General features: G+C 52.2%; 13 protein-coding genes. All 13 read left to right on the top strand.

Features of this window, described 5'->3' with window-relative positions:
• The first annotated feature begins 723 nt into the window (after positions 1-723).
• The 13 genes from VFG09_10080 to nifK all read left to right on the top strand — a co-directional run bounded on the left by VFG09_10080 (position 724) and on the right by nifK (position 16608).
• Positions 724-1206 carry an NAD(P)H-dependent oxidoreductase subunit E gene (locus tag VFG09_10080; protein HET6515495.1) on the top strand — a complete coding sequence of 161 codons (483 nt, stop codon included), beginning with the start codon at positions 724-726 and terminating at the stop codon, positions 1204-1206.
• Positions 1207-1219: 13 nt separating this feature from the next.
• The gene (locus VFG09_10085) at positions 1220-3559 is read left to right on the top strand and encodes an NADH-ubiquinone oxidoreductase-F iron-sulfur binding region domain-containing protein (protein ID HET6515496.1); all 2340 of its coding nucleotides are present in this window, start codon (positions 1220-1222) and stop codon (positions 3557-3559) included.
• A gap of 13 nt (positions 3560-3572) precedes the next feature.
• A complete protein-coding gene (locus tag VFG09_10090; protein ID HET6515497.1) occupies positions 3573-4175 on the top strand; it encodes an NADH-ubiquinone oxidoreductase-F iron-sulfur binding region domain-containing protein in 603 nt (200 codons plus the stop codon).
• Between the two features lie 109 nt (positions 4176-4284).
• Entirely contained in the window at positions 4285-6315 is a 2031-nt protein-coding gene (locus tag VFG09_10095) for a molybdopterin-dependent oxidoreductase (protein ID HET6515498.1), read from the top strand.
• A gap of 226 nt (positions 6316-6541) precedes the next feature.
• Positions 6542-6856, top strand: a complete 315-nt coding sequence (gene clpS / locus VFG09_10100; protein HET6515499.1) for an ATP-dependent Clp protease adapter ClpS — start codon at positions 6542-6544, stop codon at positions 6854-6856.
• On the top strand, positions 6853-9126 hold the full coding sequence (gene clpA, locus VFG09_10105) for an ATP-dependent Clp protease ATP-binding subunit ClpA (GenBank protein ID HET6515500.1): 2274 nt from the start codon (positions 6853-6855) through the stop codon (positions 9124-9126). The genes clpS and clpA overlap by 4 nt, the downstream gene beginning before the upstream one ends.
• Before the next feature lie 92 nt (positions 9127-9218).
• The gene (gene aat, locus VFG09_10110; GenBank protein HET6515501.1) at positions 9219-9905 is read left to right on the top strand and encodes a leucyl/phenylalanyl-tRNA--protein transferase; all 687 of its coding nucleotides are present in this window, start codon (positions 9219-9221) and stop codon (positions 9903-9905) included.
• On the top strand, positions 9887-11065 hold the full coding sequence (locus tag VFG09_10115; GenBank protein HET6515502.1) for a phospholipase D-like domain-containing protein: 1179 nt from the start codon (positions 9887-9889) through the stop codon (positions 11063-11065). Before aat ends, VFG09_10115 begins: the two co-directional genes overlap by 19 nt.
• A 197-nt stretch (positions 11066-11262) precedes the next feature.
• Complete coding sequence (locus VFG09_10120; GenBank protein ID HET6515503.1) at positions 11263-11823, top strand: hypothetical protein; 561 nt, start codon at positions 11263-11265, stop codon at positions 11821-11823.
• A 169-nt stretch (positions 11824-11992) separates the two neighbouring features.
• Complete coding sequence (locus tag VFG09_10125; protein ID HET6515504.1) at positions 11993-12550, top strand: hypothetical protein; 558 nt, start codon at positions 11993-11995, stop codon at positions 12548-12550.
• Positions 12551-12768: 218 nt separating this feature from the next.
• The gene (gene nifH, locus VFG09_10130) at positions 12769-13614 is read left to right on the top strand and encodes a nitrogenase iron protein (GenBank protein ID HET6515505.1); all 846 of its coding nucleotides are present in this window, start codon (positions 12769-12771) and stop codon (positions 13612-13614) included.
• Positions 13615-13672: 58 nt separating this feature from the next.
• On the top strand, positions 13673-15100 hold the full coding sequence (gene nifD, locus VFG09_10135) for a nitrogenase molybdenum-iron protein alpha chain (GenBank protein HET6515506.1): 1428 nt from the start codon (positions 13673-13675) through the stop codon (positions 15098-15100).
• Positions 15097-16608, top strand: coding sequence for a nitrogenase molybdenum-iron protein subunit beta (gene nifK / locus VFG09_10140; GenBank protein HET6515507.1), 1512 nt, complete (start codon positions 15097-15099; stop codon positions 16606-16608). Before nifD ends, nifK begins: the two co-directional genes overlap by 4 nt.
• The last annotated feature ends 57 nt before the right edge of the window (positions 16609-16665 follow it).

Here is a 16665-nt window from a genome sequence, read left to right on the forward strand (position 1 = left end):
TCTATGGCCTGATTGATGAAAAATCATCTTTTTGAGCTCTTCGTGCAACTATATCACCTTGTTCCAGCGAAGAGTCCCTTCAAAAAGCTGCTCATCAGACGTATTCACATGGGCTGTATAAATCAATCGCGGATTTTGGGACGGATATCAACACCGTGATAAAACATTAGAAGAGGTCCACAAATTCTTTCTGCCTCAACCCTGCCGGCCTGAAGTCTTTCCTGTCTCAGGTATTCAGCTTTACGTGATGCTTATCTTCAGTCTCTTCAGGTTCAATGACGATGGAGGGCCTCTCCCGTCAATCGCAATCAAACCATGTTTCGCAAATTTGCCGCAATATGCATGCAGTCACAGTCATCGGAATGGTGCAGCTTTTTAGGACGACAGCTGTGAGTATGTCCGAAGATGACGACGTTGGAGCAGTATCCCACAATCAGTCTTCTTGATGCCGCCGCGACCCTTTAGAATCCCATCTCTCAATCCAAGGCTTCAGAAGCTTGAGCGTCAGTAAAGATCATCCTGCTTTCTTGTGGAGAAAAGTAAAGCCTATTTATTAAGCTATAAAATAAAAAAATAGCAAAAAGGTTTGCAGTTATGCTATTTTTCACAACTGCCGATTTCGCTCACGCAGTTATGACTTTAACTTTTCGTAATGCGGTTACCTTTTGTAACTCAGGAAGGTGCGAAATAAAGTAACGGTAAACTATACGCTGAGGAGGTTCCATGAAGCTTGACGAGGTAAGTATTGATGGACATTATAGAGAGATTGGAGATATCCTTAGAGAAGGACAGAAGAAGAGAGGCCTTCTTATCCACGCCTTCCAGGAGATGCAAAAGGAATACAATTATCTTCCAGAGGAAAAACTCAGGGAACTGTCACTTAAGCTCGAAATACCTCTGGCTGAGGTTTACAGCACGGCATCATTCTACAAGCATTTTTACTTCAAGCCCCGGGGCAAAAAGATCGTGAGCGTCTGCATGGGCACGGCATGTCACGTAAGGGGCGCTTCGAAGGTGCTTAATAGACTCGAAGAGGATTTCAAGGTGAAGGCTGGAGAGACGACTCCTGACATGTCCGTGACTCTCGAAACTGTCGGCTGTGTCGGATGCTGCGGTCTCGCACCCGTCGTCACGGTAAATGAAGAGGTTTTCGGTGATGTCGGCACAAAGAAGGTCGATGAGATTATGTCGACGGTAAAAAAATAACAGGGAGCTTGTCATGGTGAGATTGAAAAATATAGACGATCTGAGAACGTTGAGGGTTAAACTCTCGTCAGAGGTCTTTCCGCAGGGCAAAGACAGGGCGAGGGTCTGCTGCGGTACCGCCTGCACCGCATCCGGCTCCGCAAGGGTCATTGATGCGCTGGTGGGCGAAGCAAGGAAGAGGGGAGTCGATGTCGAAATTATAAAGACGGGCTGCCAGGGCATGTGCCAGAGGGGCCCTATCATGAAAGTCGAGCCCCATGAAATCTTCTACGAGAGGGTAAGGCCAGAGCAGGTTCCCCCTCTCATAGACCATACCTTTTTGAGCGGAACGCCTTACCGGCAGGCTCTATACCGTGAAGATATCTTGAGTGAGCCGACGACGGAGATGCTTGACCTCCCCTTTTATAAGAAACAGGTGAGGATCGCCTTGAGGAATAATGTCAAGATTGACCCCACGAATATTTACCATTACATAGCGGTCGGAGGATATGCCGGCATCGAGAAGGCCCTGTCCTCCATGACTCCTGATGATGTGCTCCACGAAGTTGACCATGCGATCCTGAGAGGAAGAGGAGGCGCAGGGTTCCCGGCCGGAAAGAAGTGGCATCACACAAAGAGCGCACCGGGCAAGATCAAATTCGTCATTGCCAACGGCGATGAGGGAGATCCCGGTGCATTCATGGACAGATCGATCATGGAAGGCGATCCCCACAGTCTCTTTGAAGGGATGCTCCTGTGCGCTTACGCAATAGGGGCTCAATATGGTTTCGTGTACGTGAGGCACGAATATCCCCTCGCGGTGAAGAACCTCAAGCACGCGATAAAACAGGCAGAGGAGCTCGGCCTCCTCGGCAAAAATATCCTCGGAACGGACTTCAGTTTCCATCTGGACGTTAGGGAGGGTGCAGGAGCCTTTGTCTGCGGTGAGTCAACGTCTCTCGTAGCTTCTATTGAGGGCGAAAGGGGTTTTCCGAGGCCCCGTCCGCCGAGGCTCTCGGAACCGGGGGGTGGCGTCTGGGGGTATCCGAGTAATCTGAACAACATAGAAACTTACGCCTGTGTGGCGCCGATCATCGAAAAAGGCGCCGAATGGTTCAGGAGCATCGGCACGAAGACTTCGCCCGGCACCAAGGTCTTTGCGCTCACCGGGAAGGTGAAGAATACGGGACTCGTGGAGGTCCCCATGGGCATGACCCTGAGGGAAATCATCTTCGACATCGGCGGTGGAATACTGCATGATAAGGCGATCAAGGCCGTCCAGACAGGCGGACCATCGGGCGGTTGCATACCGGCACATTTGCTTGACCTGCCGGCAGACTTTGATTCGCTCACAAAGGCAGGATCGATGATGGGATCGGGCGGCATGGTAGTGATGGACGAGGAGACCTGCATGGTTGATGTGGCAAAATACTTTCTCTCCTTTTCCCTGTCGGAGTCCTGCGGGAAGTGTCCTCCCTGCAGGCTCGGGACCTATCAGATGTTCCAGATCCTCGAAAGGATCACTCAGGGGAAGGGTCAGGACGGCGACCTCCAAAGGCTCTATAACATGGGGAAACAGATCCAGAGGGGATCGCTCTGCGGTCTGGGACAGAGTGCTCCGAATCCCGTGCTCAGCACCATTAAGTATTTCAGGGACGAATACGAGGAGCACATCTATGGCAAATACTGCAGGGCTAACGTCTGCGGCGGCATGGGGGTCTTTACGATCAATTCTGCCGAGTGCTTCAGCTGCGGACTCTGCAAGGCCGCTTGCGCCTATGGGGCCGTCAAGGAGACAAGGAGCAGGTATTTCATAGATCAGGATGCCTGCGCGAAGTGCAAGGCGTGTTACGCCGCCTGCCCGATCGGTGCCGTAAAGATACGGAAACAGAGCATAGTCCGGCTTGAGGAGCAGTTCCGGGTACCGATAGATAAGATTGAGATTCTTGAAAGGAGAGCAAAGATGACATTACGAGACCTTATTGCGGCCAAGCCGATGAAGATCGTGACGTGCAACACATCGTGTATCGTGGCCGACGCGGTGACGATCATGGACGGGAACAACGTCGGTTCCATACTCGTCTATGATGAGAACAAGAAGCTCGCAGGCATCTTTACCGAGAGAGATATCATGCACTGTTTTGCGAAGAACGTCTCATTTAAGGAAGAGACAATGGAGAAGGTCATGAGTCGTGATCCTGTGATCCTCGATGCCTCGACGGACATCAGCGTGGCTGTTACGGTCATGTCTGAGAAGAAGATCAGACATCTGCCCGTCCTTGAAGGCGGGAAGATAATCGGCATGGTCTCATACAGGGACCTCGTATCATATCTGCTGCCTGAAGTGATTTACATGGCAGAAGATATCTATTAGAGCAGAGGTGACTATGACCGGTGAGAGCATCACAGAAATGAAAGAGCTGAAGGTTGAGGAGATCAAGGCACTGGCCGAGGAGAAGGGCTGTCCCGTCCAGAAGGCCCTCTATTATATCACCGAGTTTCTGTCAGGGCCTATGTGCAGCAGGTGCTTCCCCTGCTCCTTTGGCAGCTATGAGGCGCGGATGAGGCTCGAGAAGATTGCGAATGGTCGGGGAGAGGAGGCAGACCTCCGGACCCTCCGGAGGGTTGCCGAAGATATGCTCGTGTCGTCGATGTGCAAGAAGGGAAAGGACACCGCGAGGTTTATCATCGACTGGATGGAGACCGATGTGTTCCGCGAACATGTCGACGGGATTTGTCCCGCGAAGGATTGCACGGCCCTTATCGAATACCGTGTCATACCTGAACGATGCACGTCATGCGGTCTCTGCCTCGACGCCTGCTCGTACCATGCAATCCTCGGCGAAAAGAGCAAGCCCTTTTTGAGCGGCTATGTACCCTTCGAGATACGGCAGAAGCGATGTATGAAGTGCGACGCCTGCCGGAAGGTCTGTCCTACAGAAGCGATACTCATTGCCGGCGCAAAGAAAAAGGAGCTAGCAGGTGTATAGAGAAAAATATTCCCTCAGCGGGTCATTGAGGGATAGAGGATCAAGAGAGCATACCGATGACTCGATCGCAACGCCCTCATAAATCAATAACGGTATTCAGGAGGCTTTTATGGCAAAGACAGTAAAACTGAAAATAGACGGCAAGGAGATTCAGGCGTCAGAGGGCATGAACCTCATCGATGCCGCTGAAGTGGCCGGCATTCATATACCGAATCTCTGTTACCTGAAAGGGATGAAGGGGATCGGCGCATGCAGGCTCTGTATGGTAGAGGTTGAGGGACTGAAGGCGCCGATGATCGCCTGCACGACAAAGGTGAAGGAAGGTATGCATGTCAAGACGAAGACCGATCAGGTGTTGGAGACGCGGAAATTCGTCATTGACCTCATCCTCTCCATGCATCCCCTCGATTGCATGACCTGCACGAAGGCCGGGGTATGCAACCTCCAGAACTATGCCTATGATTTTGAGATACAAGAGTCGAGCTTCACGAGAAAGAAGTTCGGCTTTGCTCCGGACAACGCAAATCCCTTTATAAAACTCGATCCTGATTACTGTGTCCTCTGCGGAAGGTGCGTGAGGGTCTGCAAGAACCAGGGCACGAACGTTCTCGAATTCATGGGAAGGGGTGTGGGCTCGAAAGTTACGACAGCCGGAGACAAACCTCTCGATAAATCGGACTGTACCTTCTGCGGCAGTTGCGTTGACGTCTGTCCTGTGAACGCAATCCTCGAGGCAGACCGGTGGCGCAGGGGGAGGAACTGGGACTATGACGAGATCGAGTCGACATGCCTTCTTTGCGGCAATGCCTGTGATATTAGGGTGAGCACAAAGGACGGCAGGGTGATGAGAATCGGTGCAAAAACCCTGGAAGGTTCCGCGGAAAAGTATATCTGCGCCTATGGCAGATTCGGGTTCGACTCCATAGAGGCCGACACAAGGGTGACGGCCCCTCTCAAACGTGTAGGCGGCGAACTCAGGGAGACGTCCTGGGAAGATGCCCTGGATATTGTTGCTAAGGCGTTAAAAGAGGCGGGCAGCAATTCAGGGTTCCTTACGACGGGAGGGATCCTCAACGAGGATGTCCTTACCTTAAGAACGCTTGCCTCTGAGGCGGTGAAGACCGAAAACATCGACAGCACCGTGAGCCTTTATGGTAACGCAGAGACACTGCTCTCGGATAACGTAGATCCCGATACTGCGGATCTCCTTGTCCTTGTTGATCTCGCTCCGAATCAATGGACACGCGTATTACCCGCCCTTGACGCGATCATAAGGAGACGGATCAATGCGGGCGCAAAGCTCATCACGATTCATGATTCTGAGACAAAGACTTCCTCCGTTGCGGAAGTCGACCTTCCCGGAGACTGTGCCGAGACATTGAGGAGTCTCGCAAAAGCGCTTATCGACAAGGGTATACCTGCAGACAAAAATCTCGCATCGGCCGTTTCCCAGGCAACACTTACTGAAGCCGTCGACAAGGCGGCTTCGATCTATGCTGAGGCGAAGAGTGTGTCCGTCCTGACATCTCCGGCGATGTATAAAGCAGCAGCCAATCTGGCCCTCCTGAAGGGTTCTGTGGTCTCCGTTCCTGCCGAGGCCAATGCGAAGGGTGTCCTTCTCATGGGAGTCAAGGGCGACGGCAAGACCTATTCGGACATGGCCATTGGGGGATTGGAACTCCTCTATACAGTAGGCGAAGTGCCCCTGAAAACGAAACCTTCAGTCGGTCTTCTCGTAGTACAGAGCTCCCATCTCACAGAACTCGCCAGGCAGGCGGACGTGGTGTTACCCTCTGCAGCATACCTCGAAGCGGATGGCTCCATCGTCGATTATTTGGGAAGGATGCGGCGAGTCGTCAAAGCCGTTGAGCCAGCAGGCGGTGCCAAACCGCACAGGGCAATATTTGCTGAGATCGCAAAGGCCATGGGGGCAGACGTGAAGGAGGCAGGGGAGAACAATGCGAAGAAATTCGCAAAGATGAAGCCGAAGGTCTCCCTCAATCCCTTCACACGCACTGATGGGCTTCACGTGAAGGTTGATGAGATCATTGAATCGATGAACGCCCCTGTCATCGACGGGTCGAGACTCCTCTGGCTTAAGGAGTCGGCTCATACGATGATGGCCGCTTCCGGCGTTTGATAAGAAATCATAAGGCTGACCTTTTGAAAACCCCGGCCGATAGGGCGGGGTTCTTTTTTTGCGCGACTCTCTCATGTGCCTTGGCCTCAATAGCTCATAATGTCGGCGATCAACATCTGCGTCCCAGGCAGGAGTCAGGGTTATAGCACGTAGATTCCTCTGTCAAAGGATCCTGTGGTAGAATAACCTTAAGAGAATGGCGTTGACTTAATTGAAGGCGTAGGCGATGGCGCAGAACGGAACAAGGGTTAAGGAAAGGCCTGCTGAAAAGACCGAGCAGGAGACGCGGGAGCCCCCTCTCTTTAAGGTCTTTCTCCTGAACGATGACTACACAACGATGGACTTTGTCGTGTACATCCTCGAGAGCGTCTTTGGCAAGCCCACAACCGAGGCCACGCAGATCATGCTCCACGTCCATAAGAAAGGCGCCGGTCTGTGCGGGGTCTATACCCGGGAAATCGCAGAGACAAAAGTTGCCCTGGTCCATGAACTCGCGCGGGAAAGGAATTTCCCTCTAAAATGCAGGACGGAGAAGGAATGATCAGCAAGGAACTCGAGATGGTTATCGAAGCGACGATACGGGATGCAAAGGCACGGCACCATGAATACCTCACCGTCGAACATATTCTCTATGCTGTCATCCACGATGACCGCGGCATCGAGATCATCGCTAATTGCGGCGGGATGATCGGAAGAATCAAGGCGTCTCTCGAACGATTCTTTGAGGAGAATGTCCCCAAGAGCAAGGCGGAATCGGAGATCTATCCCCAACCTGCGATCGGTTTTCAGCGCGTCCTCCAGAGGGCCTTGAACCATGTCCGGGCTGCGGAGAAGAGTGAGGCCGACGCAGGAGATATCCTTGCTGCACTCCTCCTTGAGGAAGATTCCCACGCCGTTCACTTCCTCCACACAGAAGGCATCTCCCGCCTCGACGTCCTGAACTACATATCTCACGGTATCCCGCGCACGCCTCACGCACAGGGAGAGGAGAAGAATGACGAAGGAGAGCTGTCTGTCCCTCAGAACGACTCCCATCAGGCGAAAGATCCTCTCTCGCTCTTCACCGTAAACCTCAATGAAAGGGCGGCAAAGGGTGATATCGATCCCCTTGTCGGCCGCGACCTGGAACTCGCCCGGACGATGCAGGTGCTGAGCAGGAGGAGGAAAAACAACATCGTCTTTGTTGGTGAACCGGGAGTCGGCAAGACCGCCATTGTCGAAGGACTCGCCCTGAAGATCTTTCAGGGAGAGGTGCCTGATGCCTTGAAGGGCGCGAAGATTTTCCTTCTCGACATGGGCGGGATGCTTGCGGGAACAAAATATCGCGGAGACTTTGAAGCGCGCCTGAAGGCGACGATCAAGGGTGTTGAAAAGATTCCTGGAGCGATTCTTTTTATTGACGAGATCCACACGATTGTCGGGGCCGGGGCGACGAGCGGCGGGTCCATGGACGCATCGAACATCCTGAAACCTGTCCTTATCACGGGGAAGATGAGATGCATCGGCGCAACAACCTATGAAGAATACAAGAATTACTTCGAAAAGGACCGTGCTCTATCACGCCGTTTTCAGAAGATAGAGATCCAGGAACCGACGGTTCCGGAGACCCTCCTCATTCTCAAGGGCCTGAAGGCATACTACGAAGAATTTCATGGCGTGAAATACACTCAGAGCGCCTTGAAGTCTGCTGTTGAACTCTCGGCAAAATATATAAATGACAAGTATCTTCCGGACAAGGCGATCGATGTCATTGATGAGGCAGGCGCCATGACGAAGCTTTCGGCGGTGGATGGAAAGAAAAAGACCGTCGCCCATATCGAGATCGAGAAGGTCGTGGCAAAGATAGCCAGGATCCCTTCGAGAAATGTATCCTCTTCAGATACGGACAGGCTGAAGAATCTGGCAGATGAACTGAAAAAGGTCGTCTTCGGCCAAGACGATGCCATCAACGCTCTTGTTTCGGCCATCAAGAGGTCCCGCGCGGGCCTCGGCTCTGCCGAAAGGCCGATCGGCTCCTTTCTCTTCACGGGGCCCACGGGCGTAGGTAAGACAGAGGTCTCAAAGCAGATGGCCGTCGTCCTCGGTGTTTCCTTCTCCCGTTTTGATATGAGCGAATACATGGAGAAACACGCCGTGGCCCGCCTCATCGGGGCGCCGCCGGGGTACGTCGGCTTTGACCAGGGGGGATTGTTGACCGAGACGATCCGGAAGCACCCGTACAGCGTTCTTCTGCTCGACGAGATCGAGAAGGCCCATCCTGATATCTTCAACATCCTGCTCCAGGTCATGGACTATGCGACCCTGACGGACAATACGGGCAAGAGGGCAGATTTCAGAAACGTGATCCTTATCATGACTTCCAATGCAGGAGCCAGGGATATGGACAGGAACGTCATCGGCTTTGGCGATAGGACAAAAGATACCCATGCAAAGGGCGCTGAGGCTGTCGGCAAGCTCTTCAACCCTGAATTCAGAAACCGTCTCGACGGCACGATAAACTTCGGACACCTCACGAAGGACATTATGAAGAAGGTCGTCGACAAGTTCATCAGGGAGTTTGAAGAACAGCTGAATTCCCGTAAGGTACGGCTTCACGTGTCGGAAAGCCTCCGTGACCGGCTTGCAGTCAAGGGGTATGATCCCCTTTACGGGGCGAGACCCCTCGGACGGCTTATCCAGACAGAATTGAAAGATCCCCTGACGGATGAACTCCTCTTCGGCAGGTTGAAGAACGGCGGCACCGTCTCGATCGACCTCACAGACGGCACAATCGTCTTTGATTATCCGGAGATAACGCAAGAGGGTCAATGAGGTACGAGGCTCCGGGGAAGAAGGCGCCTCATTCTCTTAATCCCGTAATCTTTCATCGACTCAATCGACGGATTACGTAGCAACATGAAAACATGACTGTCTTTCAATTGTGCAACGAGCTTATCTTCCCGCCGCCTGAATTCTCAGAAAGGGACGGCCTCCTCGCCATTGGCGGCGATCTCAGAGTCGAACGCCTCCTCCTTGCCTACTCAAAGGGCATCTTCCCGTGGTACTCCGATAATTGGCCTATTCTCTGGTGGTCTCCAGACCCCCGTCTTATCCTGATCCCTGAGGAGTTGAGAGTGTCACGGAGTCTGAAACAGACGATCCGGAAGGGCTTTTTCACGGCGACCATGGATCGGGCCTTTGAGGAGGTGATCTGGAATTGCTCGGATGTGCACAGGAAGGAAGACGACGGGACCTGGATTACCGATGACATGGCCGATGCCTATGTAGCCCTCCACCATGCGGGGTACGCCCATTCCATCGAAAGCTGGCATGACGGCAAACTGGCGGGAGGTCTCTACGGCGTCTCCCTTGGCAGCGCCTTTTTCGGAGAATCCATGTTTACAAAGATCTCAGACGCCTCAAAGGTCGCCTTCACAAGACTTGTGCGGCAATTGAAGGCCTGGAACTTTACGCTCATCGACTGCCAGGTGACCACAAGGCATCTCACGAGCTTCGGGGCCCGTCAGGTCTTGCGGAGCAGATTTCTCGCAATGCTGACTGATGCCCTACAAACCCCGACGAGAAAGGGGAAGTGGGATTTCAGTCTGTGACGCTCGCCTTTGACAGACGCTCCATAGAAAGCATATCTGATAATACCTTCGTGCCGGGCAACAGCGTCACGCTTCTCCATAAAACCCGGGATTCTTTCAACGCCATTTTTGACGCCATCAGGGAGGCGAGGGATGTTATCTGTCTTCAGTTCTACATCTTCAGAAATGACGAAACCGGCACCGAAGTAGCCGACCTTCTCAAGGAAAAAGCCAAGGCGGGAGTAAGGGTCTATCTGCTCTATGACCATTTTGGTTCTTTCGGGACTCCCGCCTCCTTTTGGAAGGGCCTCGAAAAGGCCGGGATAAGCATTAGGGCCTCGAGGCCCTTTAAATGGTCATCACCCTTTCATTACGTACAGCGCGACCACCGGAAGCTCCTTATCATAGACGGAAGAAAGGTCTTTACGGGTGGACTCAACATAGCCAACGAATACCGTGGTTTCCATCTGAGGATGAAAGAGGGATGGAGAGATACGGGCATCATGCTTCGAGGCCCCATCGCTCCCGCACTATTCAGAATATTCATGGCCACATGGAAGACGTGGGGAGGAGGTAACATACCACTCCCTGATGTCGTTCCTTCTCAAGGAGTCCCCCCCTCCCCTGATAATAACCTGCCTGTCATCCCGATTTTTGCCTCTTCGGCAAAGGGCAGGAGAAAGATGCGGAAACTGCTCTATTACAGCTTCAGGAATGCGAGAGCGAGCATACGCCTGACAACGGCATATTTCACTCCGAGCAGAAGAATGATCGACACCCTCGAAGAGTCTGTTCAGAGAGGAGTGGACGTCAGATTGCTCCTCCCGGGGATCAGTGATGTCCCCGCCGCCCGCTACGCAGGAAGGGCCTCCTTTTCACGTCTCCTCAGGGCGGGTGTGAAGATCTCTACCTACCAAGGTGAAGTCCTTCACGCAAAGACCTCGGTCTTCGATGGTTACTGGAGCATTGTTGGATCGGCAAATCTTGATTTCCTGTCCCTCCGTCGCAATGACGAGGGAAATGTCGGCATCCTCGACGAAGGTTTCGGAAGGAAGATGAATGCGGTTTTTGAAGATGATCTTACGCGCTCCACGGAAATACGTGAAGAGGATTGGGCCGGGAGACCTCTCCGTGAAAAGATCAAGGAGAGATTCTTTGTCCTCTTCAGGAGGAGACTGTAGGACCCACCCGGAAGGCGTGACTCCGCTTCTCTTCTGCTCCTGAGAGCAGCCCCTTTTCCATGATCCGTCATTCTCTCTGAACTGCTTTGGATCTCAAAGGAAGATGGGCAGCTTACAATTTCTTTCTTCCTTCAGGAAGGTCTGACAGGGTAGCGTAGACATGGTAAAATAGATGAGACTCTGAAAGGATAGGAACTATGATCGGCATGAACGACTTTTTGAACATCTTTAAGAAAACGGCCTTCAGGGAAAAGGAGCTGCGAAAATTCTATTCCTCGATAAAGAAGTCCGTAATACTGTTACACCTCGGCAAACGGGCTTGGCCCGAACTTTTTAAACTTGAAGAGACATGTCAGTGGCCTGTTCTGAAAGAAATTGCCGATCCCGATCTTTCCATCTACCGGGGCGCCGACAAGGCGCTCCTTGACAGGTTCATAAAGACTATTATCGAAGAAAAGGGCATAAGGGACCATAAGGGGGCTACAGACAAAGTCCGTTACTGGTCCGCTCTCCAATACCAGATAGAAGAGAGGATAAACCTTTTCACCCAGATCTTCGCCTTCACCGGAGATGACGTCGGGCATTGTGAAACCGTGGCCGAGAGGTACTCTCAGGTCCGGAAACGGAGAATGCAAAAAAGGAGGAAGATGTGGCAGATCGGCTTTGGTGCCGGTGCAGCTACCGTGGCAGGAGCGGCGGCCATCTGGTATATATCGAAAAAAGACAAAAAAATAACACCTCACGAGAGTACAGACTGAAGGCCTTGACTCACTCGGTAAGCTTCCCTCGCCCTCTTTTCCTTCCTTATATCAGATGAAGAGGGACTTGTCAATTAATCAAATCCTTAAGAGATCCGATAAGAGAGATGGAATACCAGTAAAGGGGGAGACCTTCAGTGAAGATGAAGCCAAAGAGAAGGAAGGAAGCATGGGTGAGGTTATCCCTTTCGTAAGAAAGGAAAAGAGAAGGCAGACATTCGAAAGTGATTTCACAGAGATCCTGAAGGATGTGGTTGAGGTCAAGAGGAAGTCCCTTTGTAGTGAAGAGAATGGCATTTTCCGTCTCGCCGTAAGTTTTGAGGACTTCCTCAAGGCAAAGATCGGCTCTTTTATCATAGAACATAAGCTCATGAACGCCGACCTCTTCCGATGCGGTTTATATGTATCACATGTCTTGACCGAAGCCCTTTCGAGGAAGATCGAAAGTTGTTATGCGACTGACTACTACCTCCGCGGTTTCGAGGAGGATGATCCTCTCATCATGCAGCAAGGGGCTGACCTCTGCTGCATCCTCTGTATTTTCTTTGAAGAGAGACGAAACTGGAGGATGATGAAGACAGGGGACTATGCAAGAATGGGGACCCAACTCTATGCCCTCTCCTATGGAAAGACGAAAAAGACGATAGCCTGGCACATGAGCAGAAATTTTGACCGCATTACAGCGATCACGAGAAAGTGCGTGACCTCCTTGGAAACACTTGGATAAGAAAACACATTCGCCATGGAGTCAAGACTTCATGGCCTCCACCCCTCCTCTGAAGAGTTTCCGTTATCTCCTGTGACTTTAAAACAATAATGTTCGTTTCAAGACAATTATGTTCTCAGTGAATTTCCGCCGCTTCTCTTAAGTCCCCGTTTTATTGGTTTTTCTGCTTGGCATGCCAAATGCTTTTCAAATGGAAATACAAATTTCTCGAGGAGGAGATGATGAGACAGATAGCTATTTATGGAAAAGGCGGAATAGGCAAGTCAACGACGACACAGAATACGGTAGCCGCGCTCGCAGAGGCAGGATATAGATGCATGATCGTGGGATGTGATCCCAAGGCGGATGCCACACGGCTCATTTTGAACCGCAAGGCCCAGTCAACGGTCATGGATATGGCCCGGGAGCGCGGCACGGTGGAGGATCTCGAAATCGACGAAGTGCTTCTCCATGGCTTCAAGGGTGTGAAGTGCGCTGAGTCGGGAGGTCCTGAGCCCGGTGTTGGCTGTGCAGGACGCGGCGTTATCACCGCAATCAACTTTCTTGAGGAAAACGGCGCGTATGATGCTGAAACAGACTTTGTCTTCTATGACGTGCTGGGTGATGTTGTATGCGGTGGGTTTGCCATGCCCATACGGGAAGGCAAGGCAAAGGAGATCTACATCGTCACGTCAGGAGAGATGATGGCGATGTACGCGGCCAACAACATCTCGCGGGGAATTCTCAAGTATGCCCAGAGCGGCGGGGTGAGACTCGGCGGCCTTATCTGTAACAGCAGAAAAACAGATAAGGAATATGAACTCATTTCAGAGCTTGCCAAGAGGCTGAACACCCAGATGATCCATTTTGTGCCAAGGGACAATCAGGTCCAGAGGGCTGAGTTGAGAAGGATGACGGTCATCGAGTATTCGCCGGACCATCCACAGGCCGATGAGTACAGGGCCCTCGCAAAAAAGATGGCCGAGAACAAGAATCTCGTAATCCCTACACCTCTGAGCATGGACGAACTTGAAGCCCTTCTCATGGACTTCGGCATCCTGGACAACGAACCGGCGGCGGCATAACAAGATCAGGGAAGTGAACCGTTCTCACGCACAGGCTGATCAAGAATAGGAGGAGACAGTGAGCAGCGCAATAAAAGATACGCAGAATATGATAGAGGAGGTTCTCGATGCATACCCTGAGAAGGCGAAGAAGGACAGGGCAAAGCACCTCGCAGCCAATGATCCCAGCGGCCAGTGCAGTGCCTGCCAGGTAAAGTCGAACATAAAGTCCCGTCCGGGAGTGATGACCGTGAGGGGCTGCGCATACGCAGGTGCAAAGGGAGTGGTTTGGGGGCCGGTAAAGGATCAAATAACGATCAGTCATGGTCCCATCGGGTGTGGCCAATACAGCTGGTGGTCGAGAAGGAATTACTACAACGGCCAGACCGGCATCGACACCTTCGGCACGATGCATATCACCACCGACTTCCAGGAGAAAGACATCGTATACGGCGGGGATAAAAACCTCGATGCGGCGCTCCACGAACTGAAGGAGCTCTTCCCTCTCGCAAAAAGCATAGGTATTCTCTCCGAATGCCCCGTTGGGCTCATCGGTGACGACATCGAGGCCGTCTCCAAGAAGGTGGGAAAGGAGTTCGGATGTCCCATTGTTCCTGTCCGCTGTGAAGGGTTCAGGGGTGTGAGTCAGTCCCTCGGCCACCACATTGCGAATGACACCATCAGGGACTATGTGCTGGGCAAGGGCACTCTCGAAAAGACGACTCCCTATGATGTTGCACTCGTCGGTGATTACAACATCGGCGGAGATGCCTGGGCCTCGAGAAAGATGCTGGAGGAGATGGGGCTGCGGGTCATTGCCCAGTGGACAGGGGACGCATCGATAAACGAACTCGGAATCGCACACAAGGCAAAGCTGAACCTCATCCACTGCTACCGTTCCATGAACTATATCTGCAGGCACATGGAAGAACAGTACGGCATTCCCTGGGTTGAGTTCAACTTTTTCGGCCCGACAAAGATATACCAGAGCTTACGGAAGATCGCCTCATATTTCGATGACGCCATCAAGGAGAGGACAGAGAAGATGATCGAGAAGTACAAGCCCCATATGGATGAGGTCATCGCGGAATTCCGGCCACGGCTCGAGGGGAAAAAGGTGATGCTCTATGTCGGTGGGTTGAGGCCGAGGCATACGATCGGCGCCTATGAAGACCTGGGCATGGAGGTTGTCGCATCGGGATATGAGTTCGGTCACAACGATGACTACAAGAGGACCTACCCAGAGATGAAGGAAGGCGCCGTCATCATGGATGATGCGACCCTCTACGAGCTTGAAGAGTTTACGAGGAGGCTCAGGCCTGACATGGTTGGCTCAGGCATCAAGGAAAAGTACTCCTATCACAAGATGGGCGTGCCCTTCAGGCAGATGCACTCCTGGGACTACTCAGGCCCCTATCACGGGTTTGACGGCTTCCCGGTTTTTGCGCGGGATATGGACATGACGGTGAACAGTCCGACATGGAGTCTCATACGGAGGAAGAGATGAAACTGAAAATAAAAGACCACAACGAATTGTTCCAGGAAGAGGCTTACTGCAAGCAGTTTGAAGGCAAGAAAGAGTTCGAGAACGGTCCGACCGAAGAGGAGATTAACCGGGTGGCCGAATGGACCAAGACCGAGGAATATAAGGAACTCAACTTTAAGCGTCAGAACATCAAGATCAATCCTGCCAAGGCCTGTCAGCCGCTGGGGGCCATCTTCTGTTCGTCGGGATTTGATGGCGCCCTGCCCTTCGTGCAGGGCGCCCAGGGGTGCGTAGCATACTTCAGGAGCCATCTCAATCGCCATTTCAAGGAACCCATGACGGCGGTTTCCACATCCATGACTGAGGACGCGGCGGTCTTCGGTGGACTGAATAACATGCTCGAAGGAATCGAGAACGCCTATACGCTCTACAAACCGAAGATGATTTCGGTCTGTACCACGTGCATGGCTGAAGTCATCGGTGATGACCTGAATGCATACATAAGGACTGCCCGGGAGAAGGAGCTTATCCCAAAGGATCTCCCCGTACCTTTTGCCCATACACCGAGTTTTGTGGGATCACACATCACGGGATACGATGTCATGATGAAGGGCATCCTTACCGCTCTTATAGCAGGCAAGAAAGATGAGCCAAAGGAGAAGATCAACATCATCATGGGCTTTGACACCTATACCGGAGACTATCATGAGGTCAAGAGGCTGATGAGGACGATGGGTGTTGATTTTACGCTTCTCTCCGACGCAAGCGCCACCTTTGACTCGCCCAATACCGGCGAGTACAAGCTGTATCCGGGAGGGACTCCCCTTGCTGATGCAGCTGATTCCATCAATGCAAGAGCGACGATATCGCTCCAAAAATACTCGACCATGAAGACGATGGAATACATCCATAAGGAATGGGGACAGAATGCTCAGGTATTGCCCATGATAGGTGTGAAGAACACGGACAACTTTTTTGAAGAGCTGAGTAAGATCACGGGCAAGCCTATACCCAAAGAGATCGAGGAAGAGCGGGGCCGCGCAGTGGATGCGATGATCGACTCCCATGCCTATGTCCATGGCAAGAGGTTTGCCCTGGTGGGCGACCTCGACCAGCTTCTCGGTCTGATCAGTTTCCTCCTTGAGATGGGAGCGGTGCCGGTACATATCGTCTGTACGAACGGGGACAAGAAGTTTGAGGAAGAAGCGATCACCCTTCTCAACGAAAGTCCCTTTGGCGCTGAAGGCAAGGTTTATATAAACAAGGATATGTGGCACCTGAGGTCCCTCATGTTCACGGAGCCTGTTGACTATCTGATCGGAAACTCCTATGCCAAGTTCCTCTGGAGGGATACTGGTACGCCACTCATCAGGATCGGCTTCCCGCTCTTTGACCGGCACCAGCTGCACCGGTATCCGATCATTGGTTACCAGGGCGTGATCAATCTGGTGAACTGGGTGGTGAATACCATCCTTGACGAGATGGACAGGAAGACCATGAATACGACCAGCTTTGATGTAATCAGATAGATACCGAGAAGGCTGTATCCACCAGATGCGCGCCAGCAAAACTGGAAAATATGAAAG

Source organism: Thermodesulfovibrionales bacterium (assembly GCA_035686305.1).
In the GTDB taxonomy this organism is placed as follows: Bacteria; Nitrospirota; Thermodesulfovibrionia; order Thermodesulfovibrionales; family UBA9159; genus DASRZP01.